The organism is Taishania pollutisoli (genome assembly GCF_014518315.1).
Classification (GTDB): Bacteria; Bacteroidota; Bacteroidia; order Flavobacteriales_D; family Crocinitomicaceae; genus Taishania; species Taishania pollutisoli.
Map to the genome: position 1 here is coordinate 691,695 of NZ_JACVEL010000001.1, position 13,571 is coordinate 705,265.

Here is a 13,571-nt window from a genome sequence, read left to right on the forward strand (position 1 = left end):
TACACCATCAAAAGCATTAAAATATTAATAATCAAATGTAAAAACAAGTTGCTTTTTCTGTCTTTCTGTATTCTGAAAGCCGTTACACGTAGCTGTTGAATCGTTATTTATGGACCAGTATCTATGCTCTTGTCAATTTGTTTTCATGGTGAAGGAGCACAATGGAAGGAAGCCGTTGAATTGAACATTTTGGATTTTTTTCGTATAATTAACACCTGTTCCTTACCGAATATTTATATTTTCGCAGAGATTAATAATTTGGTGTAGTGTGTTTTTTTCATTCTATCCAACGTAAACATGTATTATGAACTACAGAAAACTTAATGTTTTATTGGGCTGGTTGGTTTTTCTAATCGCTACAACTGTTTATTTTATCACGCTTGAAGATACAGTCAGTCTCTGGGACTGCGGGGAGTACATCATGGCTGCTTACAAACTGGAAGTAGGCCACCCTCCGGGAGCTCCGTTGTTTATGTTACTGGGACGTCTGTTCACATTTTTCGCACTTGAGACAGACGTTGCGTTGTGGATCAACAGAATGTCAGCTCTTTCAAGTTCATTTACTATTTTGTTCATGTTTTGGTCCATCACATCACTGGTTCGCAAGATGGTATTGCAACGCAAACCGGAACTTTCAAAGGGAGATTTGATTGCAATTATGGGAAGTGGAATCGTCGGTTCATTGGCGTACACTTTTTCCGAAACTTTTTGGTTTTCAGCAGTTGAAGGTGAGGTATATGCCATGTCATCTTTATTTACTGCGATTGTTTTCTGGGCAATCCTGAAATGGGACGAAGAAATGATTTTACTGCAAAGCGGAAAGTTGGGGGTGGATGCTGCTCCAAATCGTTGGTTGTTGCTGATTATGTTCTTAATCGGTCTGGCAATCGGGGTCCACTTACTGGGAATCTTACTTGTACCTGCGATCGGGTATGTTATTTATTTCCGTTTGTGGGGAGAAGTGAAACCAAAAACATTCATTCTTACAGGACTTCTTTCGTTGATTATCCTTGCTGTAATTCAGGAAGGTGTCATTCCGGGAACCATCTCCATGGCTTCTTCCTTTGAAATTACCTTCAGAAATTCATTTGGTCTGCCATTCTTCGCAGGAACGATTTTCTTCTTCACAGTATTGGTTGGTGCCTTAATTTACGGTGCGAGATATGCACGTAAAAAAGGAAAAACAGTTTTGTACAACAGTCTTTTCGGATTGATTTTCCTGTTGATCGGTTACGGTTCCTTTTCTGTGATTGTGATTCGTTCGAATGCAGATACTCCGATGGACCAAAATAACCCGGAAAACCTGGTAAATCTTCACTCCTACCTGAAGCGGGATCAGTATGGAAAAGCACCGTTGCTCAGTGGACCACACTGGAATTCAAAAGAGCTGGGAGGTCGCTTTGACTCAGACGGAAGCTGGAATCCGTATGCAGACCGGTCCGGATGGAAGGACAGAGAAGCGGTTTATGCCCGTCGTTTTATTGTACACAAGAACGATGTTGTCTTGAAGACATTCCTGAAACAAGCAGATGCTGAGAAGTTTGCAAAGGAGAACAAAGCGGAATCCAAAGAAGAATTTTACGAGGTAAACGAAGGATCAAGAGAACAGGCAGAACCTGCATACGAGCAAACAACCTTCTTCCCGCGTATGTATAGTGCCGAAGATCCGAGAAAAATAGACGGTTACAAAATGTGGTCCGGGTATGATGCTTCCCGCAAGGAAGGAGAAATGGGGAAAGATCAGTTGCCATTACCTAGTTTCGGTGAAAATCTGGATTATTTTTTCAGCTACCAGGTTAACTGGATGTACATCCGTTACTTTATGTGGAACTTTGCAGGTCGTCAAAATGATATTCAGGGAGACGGAAATCAAATCAACGGAAACTGGAAATCGGGGTTCTCATTCATCGATACACCACGCTTGGGTGACCAGGAAAATGCACCTTATTACACAACCAATAACAAAGCAAACAATAGTTTCTTTTTCATTCCGTTGGTACTTGGTTTAATCGGGTTCTTTTTCCACGCCTATCGTTCACCGAAAGACGCGTTTGTGGTTCTGCTGGGATTCTTGCTGACAGGATTGGCAATTGTCGTATACCTGAATCAGAAAGTATATGAGCCACGTGAACGGGATTATGCCTATGCAGGATCATTCTACTTCTTCACCATGTGGATCGGTATCGGGGTGTACGCACTCTACCATGCATTTACATCGTTCGGAAAAGAACATTTTAAGAAATTTGGAATCATCGCAGCTGTAGGATTAGCACTCTTCTTCATTCTCGATATGGGAAGCGAATCTTCTCTGCCGAATACCTTATCCTGGCTGACTATTTCCGTGATGGCGTTCCTGTTACTCGGTGGAATGAAGCTGGTCGGAAAAGTGACACGAAGCGAAACAGCCGGCGCCACTTTGGCAACTCTTCTCGGGTTAATTGCTCCTGTTATTATGGGACTGCAAGGTTGGGATGATCACGACAGAAGTAACAAGACAACGGCTCACGATGTTGCCTACAACTATATGAGCGCGGTTTCTCCGAACGGAATCATCTTTACAAACGGGGACAATGATACCTTCCCGTTGTGGTACATCCAGGAAGTGGAGGGATTCCGGTCAGACGTACGTGTTTGTAACCTTTCGTTGATGCAAACCGACTGGTACACCGCACAAATGATGCGCAAAACGTATGATTCAGATCCGTTGCCGATCAAATTCTCTCCGGATCAGATCCTGATGTATACCGGAAATACGGACCAGATTCAGTTTGTGAATCTGTCAGATTTGTACCTGGGCAATAATGCTTCTGCCGAAATTTTGAAGAAAATCATTGATTTACGTGTAAAAGTAAACACGACCAACGCCATTAAAGCTGTTGAAACATTCGCCGGTTCCATGACGGGAGTGATGAGTGGATTTGAAATCGCGCAACCGGCAGTTCAGCAACGCGTAGGTCAGTTGAGAGAAGTATTGACACGTCCCGCGCAGGTAAATGACCTGACCAACGATATTCACATGCGTTTTTCCGGAATGAGAGAGTTGTTCGGTGCTTTGCAAAACCAGGCAATCACTCCTACCGAAAATACGATCAAGGGATTCCAGGAGGCATACCAGCAATTGAGTCAGGGATGGGAATCTATGGACCTGGCAGATGCAATGGCATTCCTGCGTGATGACAACAATATGCTGACTACAAAAGCGGGCAGCGCACGTTTCTTCCCGACAAATGTGTTTGTATTGAAAGTAAACAAAGACAATGTTTTGAAATCAGGTACAATTCCTTCCAATACGGATAAGTCGAAAATCATGGATGAAGTGATCTTCAAAATGGAGGTAAACTCACTGACACGTGAAGAAATCATGATGATGGACATCCTGGCAAACAACGAATGGAAGCGCGGAATTTATTTCTCCAGTCCATATGGAAGTAAAGTTTCACGTGCCTTGTTGAATGCAGGCGCTTTGAAACAAACCGGTTCAACATACGAAGTAAACCCGATCAGACAGGACGCTCCGATTGATGTGGAAGAAATGTACGAAAGCTTAATGAAAAAGCAGCATTTCGGGAAAATGAACGATCCGAAGGTATTGACCGATTACTATGCCAGACGTCATGTGATTCAGTACCGAAGCCAGTTTGCTTCGCTTGTACGCTATTACCTGCACACAATTGATCAGGCGGAACGGGTAAAAGCATATCCTGATTCGTACATCGATATGATTAAGAACCAACCGGTAATTCAGCCTGCGGAAGCAGAAGTATTGGAATTGAGAAAGAACGCAGATCAGGTGATTGCTGAGGGCAAGAAACGCGTGAGCGCATTGCTGGACAGAGCACAGGAAGTTATGCCGGTAGAAATTGTTCTGGACGGCGGAGAGCCGAATCCGGCAGGTTCGTTCAAGTACCAGGGAGCAAATTACCCGAGGTATTCCGATGGAATTGCAGTAGATTATGTACAAATGTACTACGATGCTGATAACAATGCGAAAGCGGAACAATTAGGAACGGAATTAGCGAAGCAATACAAGCAAAGCATTGAGTTTTTCCTGAACAGCCCTTCTCACATTGTATTGTCTTCTCAAAACCAGCCGCACTTCCTGGTTGCACTGGATTCTTACCTGCAACTGTTTGCTGCCTCCAACGAGGCAAAAGGCAATCCAAACGGGGCCTTTGCAAAACAAACGGAGCAATATGTGATGGAATTGTTTGAGAAAAAATTACCGGCACTGTACAAACGCATTGAAGCGGAATTGGCAGATGCGAACGAAAATGTACGTGCAATCAGAACAATTGACCTGTTGTCGTTGAAAGATTACATTGAAGCATTGAGCGCTGAATACGGATTTGCGCAAAATAGCAATCAACCGATTCAAAACAATGCTCCTGAAATGGATTTTAATCAATTGATCCAGGAGCAAATGAAACAAGATTCAGTTTTAGAATAATCAAACAACTGATTGATGCATCGATCCCCCAAACTCCTGCATAAATTATTTCCTGCACGGATTTGGGGGATTTCTGTTTCCGACAAGTCCGTCTTTCTCACATTTGATGACGGCCCCCATCCCGAGATCACTTCCTGGGTTCTGGACTTTCTGAAAGAAAAGAATATCCGGGCAACGTTTTTCTGTGTGGGAGAAAATGTAGAGCGGTTTCCGGATTTGTACCGGCGGTTGCTGGATGAAGGGCACCGGACAGGCAATCATACGATGAAACACCTCAATGGAATGAAAACAGATAAGAAAACCTATTTGCATTCCATCCTGGAAACAGAAAAACAAGTGAAATCAAACCTTTTCAGACCTCCTTACGGCCGATTAAACCGGAAAATGGACAAACTCCTCACACAGCGCTTTAAAATCATTATGTGGACCTGGCTTTCCAAAGATTATGATGCATCCATACCGGTTGATTCCATCATTAAGGCAGCGGAAAGTATCCAACCCGGAGACATATTGGTTTTTCACGATAATCTGAAGTCCAAAGAACGGTTGCAGAAACTCCTGCCACCCATTGTTGAGCGGTTATTGGCAGAAAATTACTTGTTCCGGGTAATTGATTAACGTCGCTCCACCAACGCAACACTTTTCAGAATTTGCATGATGTATCCTTGTCCGTCGATGTATTTTTCAAATTGAATGGACAGTTCTTTGCCCAAAGCATTTTTACCTTCTTTTCGCAGGTACCTCAATGTCGGGCTGTCTTCCTGAATAGATAATGATGCTGTGTATCCGTTGGCGGGCACATTTTCTCCGACAATCAGGAAATGATAGGGTCCGCTTTCCACAAATCCCTGGAATGTTGTCGCGTAAGGTCCTTCCTGTCTCAAGACTTTCATGACGTCCTCTTTTGAATGTTCCACAGCCGCTATTTCCCTGTATTCTTCATTGCTGATGTATTCTTCAAAATCTGCGGTCCGCTCTTTTGACGTTGTCACTTTTCCTTCCGGGGAATAAAACGAAATTTCTTCCGAAAAATAAGCTGTTTTATCTTTGATTTTTTCACTGGCTTTTTTCGTGGCAAACAACACTCCGCCGTTGGAATAATACGAATATTTCGCACTGGTACGCGTTTTCCCGTCGATGCGTTCTTCTTCAATCTTCGTAATTACCTCGTTTTGATCCAGGTAAGCCACCGCTGAGACAGACGAACCATCCTCCCTGGAGTAGATCAGGCTTTCAATGCGTGACATATTCGGAAGTTCGGCATCAATCCGTTCCATCAATGCATCAAATTCACTTGCTTCGACAACCGGCGTTTGTTTTTCTTCTTGTACAACAAGCTCTTCCGGCGTGTTTTTGGAACCGTTACATGCAACTAAACCAATCAAAAGCGGGATAAAAACGAGAAACTTCATATCTTTTTTAGAGTTAAATGCCTATGAAGACAAAAGTAACAAAATAAATACGAATCAATAAAAAAGGCAACGAGGAATCCCTCATTGCCTTCGGTATGTGTAACAGTACCTCTTAATTTCTCAGAATCTTCCCTGTTTTTACCAAACTTTGCAGGCGTTCGAGCGTTTTCCGCTCTGCACACAGTTCCAGGAATGCTTTTCTTTCCACATCCAACAGGTACTGCTCGGATACAACCGTATTTTCAGATAAATCACCTCCGCAAAGCACATATCCCAGTTTTTCAGAGATTACTTTGTCGTGTTCTGACATGTAATTTCCGGAAAGCATGGAATTGGCTCCTACATATACAATTCCAAGTCCTTCCTGACCTACCACTGTAATATTTTTCTCACGTTTCGGAGCAATGTATCCCTTATCCGACAATTCAATTGCTGCTGCTTTCGCACGCGCCAACTGATGATCGCGGCTGATCACCACCTCATCCGTTCCTTCCCGGAGGTATCCCAGATCAAATGCTTCATAAGCTGATGTCGATACCTTTGCCTGACCGATTGTCAGGAAACGCTCTCTCAAACGGTTGATTTTGATGTCCCCATCCTTTAATTCTTCCGATAAACGTTTCGCAAATTCCTTGGAACCTCCTCCTCCCGGGATCAATCCGACACCAAATTCAACAAGCCCCATGTACAACTCCGCATGTGCGACCACTTTATCGGCATGCATCGACAACTCACATCCTCCTCCTAAAGCAAGGTTGTGTGGTGCAACAATCACCGGGATATTGGAATAACGCACCCGCATCATGGTGTCCTGGAATGCTTTAACCGAAAAGTTCAATTCATCAAAATCCTGCTCTGCTGCCATCATGAAGATCATACCTACATTGGCGCCGGCAGAAAAGTTTTGTCCGGTATTGGAAATCACCAATCCTTTGTAGCTTTCTTCCGCCAGGTCAATCGCTTTGTTGATTCCCTCTATCACTCCACCGCCAATTGTATTCATTTTTGTGTGGAATTCCAGGTTCAGGATACCATCTCCCAGGTCAACAATTGTTGTGTCGGAATTACCCCATACTTTTTTCTCTGCACGCAATGCCTCCAGGATGATCAGGTTTTCTGTTCCCGGAATGATTTTATATGATTTGGAGGAACGGTCATAGAAATAGCGGTTTCCTGCTTCTGTTTTATAGAAAGAAGTTATTCCCGCCGCTTTCATGTCTTTCACCCATTGCGCAGCTTCTTTTTTCTCATCTGCGATGAGTTTCAGTCCCTGGTCGAATCCGAGGATATCCCATGTTTCAAACGGACCTAATTCCCATCCGAATCCGGCCTTGATGGCATCGTCAATTTTATAAAGATCATCTGCAATTTCCGGAATTCGGTTTGTGACGTACGCAAACAGCCCTCCGAAAAGTTTACGGTACAATTTCCCTGCATCGTCCATTCCCATGAAGAGCATTTTTGTCCGTTGCTTCAGATCTTCTACCGGTTTGGTCATTTCCAGGGTTGCAAACTTCACTTTCTCCTGGGAACGGTATTCGAGTGTATTCAAATCCAGCACGAGAATCTCGCTGCTACCATCCGGATGTTTTACTTTTTTGTAGAATCCCTGTCCGGATTTGGAACCGATCCAATTGTTTTCTACCATTTTGGAAATATAGTCTGGCAGTTCGAATAATGCACGTTCCTCATCATTCGGGCAATTGTCTTTCAACCCGTTTGCAACGTGCACCAATGTATCCAGTCCTACGACATCACATGTTCTGAACGTCGCTGATTTAGGACGTCCCAGTACAGGTCCCGTTAATTTGTCTACCTGTTCTACCGTCAACCCCATTTCCTTCACCGTATGAAAGACTCCCATAATGGAGTAAACACCTACTCTGTTGGCAATAAATGCCGGCGTATCTTTACACAAAACCGTCTTTTTACCAAGAAAACGGCTTCCGAAGTCCATCAGGAAATCGACAATTTCCGGTTGTGTTTCCGGAGTCGGGATAATTTCAAGCAATTGCAGGTAGCGCGGCGGGTTAAAGAAATGCGTTCCCAGGAAATGTGCTTTGAAGTCTTCACTTCTTCCGGCCAGCATCAGGTGAATCGGGATTCCTGAAGTATTGGAAGAAATAATGGTTCCAGCCGTGCGGAATTGTTCTACTTTTTCAAAAATCTTTTGTTTAATATCCAGGCGTTCTACGACCACTTCAATGATCCAGTCACACGATGCGATTTGTTGCATGTCGTCATCAAAATTCCCTGTTTTGATGCGCTGAGCAAATGATTTCCGGTAAATCGGTGACGGATTCGAGCTCAATGCAAATTGCAATGAGTTATTCACAATCCTGTTGCGAACAGCTTTATTTTCTAATGTCAATCCCTTTGCCTTCTCAGCATCGTCTGTCTCTCGCGGCACAATATCCAGCAATACAACTTCACATCCAATATTCGCAAAGTGGCACGCGATTCTCGACCCCATTACACCGGATCCGAGTACTGCGACTTTTTTGATTGTTCTGCTCATACCTTAATTTTTTGTTTATTAATCAATTCTTTTAATTCCAGTTCTTTATCTATTGTATTTTCAATCTTTTCGATCACTTCAAGAAACGCTTTGATCTTTGAAGGCGGCATCTTTTCAAACACTTTGGTATTGAAATCAATCAAGAAATCACGCACTTCCCTTCGCTTTTCAATTCCTTCATCTGTCAGGAAAATCAATACTTTCCGTTTATCGACTCCCTCTCCCTGTCTTCTGATCAATCCACGTGTTTCCATCGTTTTCAATGTCCTGGAAAGTGACGTTGGCTCCATTCCCATCCGCGGTCCCAATTGTGTGCTGGGAGTTCCTTCTTTGTCAATATTCATCAGAATAAACCCGATGGACATTGTCATATCGTGCTCAGCTGCTTTTTGGTTGTACATCCTTGAAAGCCTGAACCACGCTGTGCGTATGGAAGAATCTATCAAAATAGAAGAATTATCAGCCATTAAAATGAATTTGAAATCGGTTAAAGATAAAAAAATATTTTATGCGAGCATAGTATTTTTAATTAAAATTAAGAAATCTCAATTGCTAAATAATTTTTCACTACTAAAAATGAATGCGCTTGTTTTTTTGCTAAAAAATACGTCATGCCAGTGTCTCGCGGATAATATCCAGAGACTTGCTTACATCAAAGCGTGGGATGTGCAGTTGGTAGTAGTCCAGAATTGTTTCAAAAGCCTGTTTCCTGAAAGCCGGAGCAATTGTATTGGACTCAAACAAGCCGTACAAGTGGCGTACCTGTTCTCCCTCGATGCACCATTCACCAGGTCTGTAATCGCTGTGAAATTCTCCTTCTTTCAAATTGAAATAAAGGGCTTCATCATCACACAAACTGGGCTGAATGCCAATAAAAGGAGCAAAATTGACAAGAAAAAACAAAGGAAACAACACCAGGTCATCTGCATCGTTTAGTTCGCAGATCGCTTCACGGAGAAACTCGAATACGGTTGTTTCTTTCTCATTTGTCTGCAGTGATTGCCGGATCACATCGGCCATGAAAAAGGCAATGATACTTTTGACGGGATTGATCACAATAGAATCCAGTACCACCGCTGTGTCTGCCTGCGTTAATTTTCCTAATTCCGAATCCGGACGCCTGTAAAAATTAAGTTCACAAATATTGAGCGGAAAAAGTGTATTGTTTTTCTTCTTTGCTCCCTGGAAAATAAACTTCTGAATCCCTTGATTCCGGGTATAAAATGTGGCAATAACACTTGACTCGGAAAATGATGTTCGGTGCAAAAAAATACCGGTGTCCGTCTGTTTCATGAACGCTGTTAGTTGGCCACAACCACTTTTCCGACAAACCGTCCTTTATTGATATTGGAAGCTGTCCAGATCAGGTATACACCGGAAGCAACTTTCTCACCGGTTGTTGTCTTTCCGTCCCAGGTTGCAGTCCCCCCATTGGAAGTGGTTCTGTAAACAACATTTCCAGCCACGTCCGTAATTTTCACATCGGAATTGAACCGGATTCCCTGAATGGTAATCAACCCGTCAAAATCGGGACGGGCAGGATTGGGAAATATTTTGACATCTGAATATTCCGCATCTTCATACGTTGCATCTCCTCTGTACGACATCAACCCTTTATCTGTGACAATAAACACTTCTCCCGTTTTGTGATCGATTTCAATATCCAGAATGCTGTTGGAAACCAACGGAGAGTTGTCCATTGTATAGTGCTTTACAATGGAAAGACCGTCATCTGAGAGCAATATCACGCCCGAGTTAGCTGTTCCAAACCATTTTCTGTTCCCTCCGTCTACTTCAATATCCGTGATGGATAAACTTCCGAGAATATAATCCACTTCTCCGTTCACATCAATCTTCGGACGCTGAATATTGTAAGAGCCTGTCGATGCATCGAATGCATTTTCCGAATTGTAGAGTATTCCGAAGCCGCTGTCTGTTCCGATCCACAATTCTTCGTCAAAATCCATTGCAATGGCTGTTACATTGTTCGACGGTAAAGCACCTGTAAATTCCCCGGAATTCAGTAAAACTGTTTTATCATCGGAAGAAGAGGTAGCTGAAGAACCGGAATTGTAACCGATTAATCCTGTATTTGCAACAGACAGCCATAGATTTCCGTTGTAGTCATAAAAGAGTTTTTTCGTTTGCTTGTTGGAAGCAACCGAACCCAGGTTAAATGAATACCACTGGCCGTCAGCGCTCAACATCTTCAGGGGTTGTATGCTGTAGGCATTGGCCACCCAAAGATTTCCGTTATCATCATAGGTCAGTGAACTTAAAAACACACTCCCGTTGATAAACCGGGTAAAAGGGGCGTTGAATGTGCTGAACGTGTCTGTAACAATTGCATTTTCTTTGTCAACAAGTGAAAGCGGAGTTGTTGAGAAACCTCCAAGTGCAACCTGGTTGGTATTTTTCGGGTTAATCGAAACAGATGTTTTATCCCAGGTTCTGACAGCCTTCCACAACGAGTTTTCATACCCGTTGTTGATCCCCGACCATTCTTCGTCTTCAAAATACATAATTCCCGGTCGGAAATACGATTCACTGTTACCGTTCACAGCTCCCGGAACAACAGCCAACACACCTTCATGCCAATCCATGGAAAAAAAGGTATTCCGGGACGGTCCTTTAAAAAGTACCTGTTCAAATGTTCCGTCCTGTCTTCTTCTCATCAGACCTGAACGGGCATCGGCATACCAAAACATATCATCGAACGCAACAAACGCATTCACGGCAACTCCACTACCCGGCGTATATTCCTGAAGAAAAAAGTTAAATGAATAATCGTCATTGAAAATAACCTGGAGTCCATCGCCATTCATCACTAAGTTGTTCCCGTTTAACTGCAGGGAAATCAACTCACCAAAATTCTGCAAGTCTATAATTTGGGCATTTCCTCCTGGCCGGATGACAAAAACGGAGTCATTTCCCCAACTGGTATAATTTTTCTGGTAATAGAGGCTGTCATTCCAGCATTCAATGTCTTTGTATTCAAATTGACTGTCTGAAATAATCGGCAGGCGTGTATCCAAGACCCACTGACTTGAATCGGCAAGTGCGGGATTATTCAGGTTCCCTTTGTACATCCTGGTTTTTGTCAACGCGTAAATACTATCGCCTTTAAATGTAATTTCAATAATTTCTTCCTCGGAGGCGTTGGGATAATAGGTGTCTTTTATCTCGTGCTTAACCGGATCAACCTTTACAATTCCAAGTCCGGTAGCAAAATAGGTATAGCTTCCTTTGGATTTGATGGAGTGGATGCGTTTTGAACCGATCACTGTCGCCAGCTTGATTCCCGGAATATTAATTGCCTGCCCGTTCTGGATCTGGTCAATATTCCCGTTTTCATAACCAATAAATACACTCCCGGAACCTTCGTGTACACCGAGGCTGGTCAGTTTAATATCTGATAATCCATTGGTAACATCCCATGTTGAAAGTTCCTTGTATTCTGCATCGTATTCCAGTAACGCAGCATCAAAGGCAGCATATAATACATTCCCGTTGCTCACAACGTCTTTTGCATCCAGACTTTGAGAATGAATCCGCCACTCCCCGGTTCCGATTTGTCCCATGGAAGCAGTAGTAATACAACAGCAAGACAGTAAAAGTTTTATTTTATTTAACATACATGACCTATAACGTGGATTTTGCAAAAATATTTATTCATTCGGGATTAATCCATAAATATTTTCCCGGGGTTCAGAATATTATTGGGATCAAAGACCTGCTTTATTGCTTTCATCAAACGCAACGAAACATCATCAAATGCAATGTCCATGTATTGTTTTTGTACCAGTCCGATTCCGTGTTCACCCGACAAGGTGCCTCCCATACTCACCACTTTTGTGAACAATTCCCGGATCGCTTTTGTCAGATCATGGTTCCATTGTTCATCTGTCATCTCTCCTTTAATGATATTGATGTGCAGGTTTCCGTCTCCGGCATGTCCGTAACACACCGATTTAAATCCATATGTTTCTCCCAGAGATTTAACGGTCGATAGCAGCTCCGGCAATGCATAACGTGGAACGACGGTATCTTCCTCTTTGTAAATCGATTGCGACTTCACTGCTTCTCCAACCTTTCTTCTCAGAGACCAGAGGGTATTTTTTTGTGCCTGGGATTCTGCAAACAGGATTTCATCGGTTTCAAATTGTTCCAATACACTCAGAATCGATTCACATTCTTCCATGAGTAGTTCCGGGTTAAATCCATCTACTTCTATTAATAAATGTGCTTCATGTGTCGCTTTCACCTCAATGGAGAAATCACCGGTAAATTGCTGTGTCCACAATAAGGCGTCCCGTTCCATAAACTCCAGTCCGCTTGGAATAATTCCTTTGCGGTAAATCGCTGCAACCGCTTCACATGCCTGCTTCGCTGAATAGAATGGAACAAGTAGCAACAAATCAGCTGTGGGATGCGGTAACAGTTTTAGAACAATTTTGGTTACAACTCCCAGCGTTCCTTCAGAACCGACAATTAATTGTGTGAGGTTATACCCGGTCGCATTTTTCAAAACATTCGCTCCGGTCCAGATCACACTCCCATCAGCCAGAACAATCTCCAGGTTCAACACATAATCTTTCGTTACCCCATATTTTACCGCCTTCGGTCCTCCTGAGTTCTCCGAAACATTTCCTCCGATAAAACAACTTCCTTTACTGGCAGGATCCGGCGGATAAAACAGTCCTTTTTCTTTGACAGCTTCCTGGAGCACCTGGGTAATGACTCCCGGTTCAGTCGTTACCTGGTGATTGTTTTCATCAATGGCTAAAATCCGGTTAAATCGTTCCATGGAAAGGGCAACTCCTCCCGGAGCAGGAATTGCTCCGCCGCTCAGTCCCGTTCGCGCACCCATCGGGGTAACCGGTAGCTGATTGGCATTACAATACGCGAGAATCTTACTTACTTCATCCACTGTACCGGGCTTGAGTACACACAATGGCAAAACACGGATGTCCTCTGTTTCATCGTGGCTGTATCCCTGAAGTGTTGCTTCATCTGAAAGGCAATAATTTCCTATAAGTTCTTTAAAGAACCCAATATGTTTGTCCATAGAACAAATGTAATGTTCCATTCTTCATACCATTCAAATTTCATGACTTTTTATTTCTGTCGCTCTTTATTTTTTACTGGTGCAGAATCAGTTGGATTCCTTTCATAAATTGATCAAACAGATGAA

General features: G+C 43.0%; 8 protein-coding genes. 2 read left to right on the forward strand and 6 right to left on the reverse strand.

The genetic code is table 11. From position 1 onward, the window contains the following. Nucleotides 1-304 precede the first annotated feature (304 nt). A complete protein-coding gene (locus H9Y05_RS02865; RefSeq protein WP_216713444.1) occupies nt 305-4,447 on the forward strand; it encodes a glycosyltransferase family 117 protein in 4,143 nt (1,380 codons plus the stop codon). Nucleotides 4,448-4,462: 15 nt separating this feature from the next. Next, nucleotides 4,463-5,065, forward strand: a complete 603-nt coding sequence (locus H9Y05_RS02870) for a polysaccharide deacetylase family protein (RefSeq protein WP_163490603.1) — start codon at nt 4,463-4,465, stop codon at nt 5,063-5,065. On the opposite strand, the gene H9Y05_RS02875 is transcribed toward H9Y05_RS02870, so the two are convergent. The 6 genes from H9Y05_RS02875 to H9Y05_RS02900 form a co-directional block, all read right to left on the reverse strand. Next, the gene (locus tag H9Y05_RS02875; RefSeq protein ID WP_163490604.1) at nt 5,062-5,859 is read right to left on the reverse strand and encodes a hypothetical protein; all 798 of its coding nucleotides are present in this window, start codon (nt 5,857-5,859) and stop codon (nt 5,062-5,064) included. The two genes, H9Y05_RS02870 and H9Y05_RS02875, sit on opposite strands and share 4 nt — an antisense overlap. A 112-nt stretch (nt 5,860-5,971) precedes the next feature. Then, nucleotides 5,972-8,377 (reverse strand): 3-hydroxyacyl-CoA dehydrogenase/enoyl-CoA hydratase family protein, encoded by a 2,406-nt coding sequence (locus H9Y05_RS02880; RefSeq protein ID WP_216713445.1) that lies wholly within the window; start codon nt 8,375-8,377, stop codon nt 5,972-5,974. Beyond that, the gene (locus tag H9Y05_RS02885; protein ID WP_163490606.1) at nt 8,374-8,844 is read right to left on the reverse strand and encodes a MarR family winged helix-turn-helix transcriptional regulator; all 471 of its coding nucleotides are present in this window, start codon (nt 8,842-8,844) and stop codon (nt 8,374-8,376) included. The genes H9Y05_RS02880 and H9Y05_RS02885 overlap by 4 nt, the downstream gene beginning before the upstream one ends. 142 nt (nt 8,845-8,986) lie before the next feature. After that, entirely contained in the window at nt 8,987-9,670 is a 684-nt protein-coding gene (gene recO, locus H9Y05_RS02890) for a DNA repair protein RecO (protein ID WP_216713446.1), read from the reverse strand. A gap of 8 nt (nt 9,671-9,678) precedes the next feature. Continuing rightward, on the reverse strand, nt 9,679-12,012 hold the full coding sequence (gene porZ / locus H9Y05_RS02895) for a type IX secretion system anionic LPS delivery protein PorZ (RefSeq protein ID WP_449649464.1): 2,334 nt from the start codon (nt 12,010-12,012) through the stop codon (nt 9,679-9,681). A gap of 47 nt (nt 12,013-12,059) precedes the next feature. Further along, nucleotides 12,060-13,445, reverse strand: a complete 1,386-nt coding sequence (locus H9Y05_RS02900) for an FAD-binding oxidoreductase (RefSeq protein ID WP_163490609.1) — start codon at nt 13,443-13,445, stop codon at nt 12,060-12,062. Between the last annotated feature and the right edge of the window lie 126 nt (nt 13,446-13,571).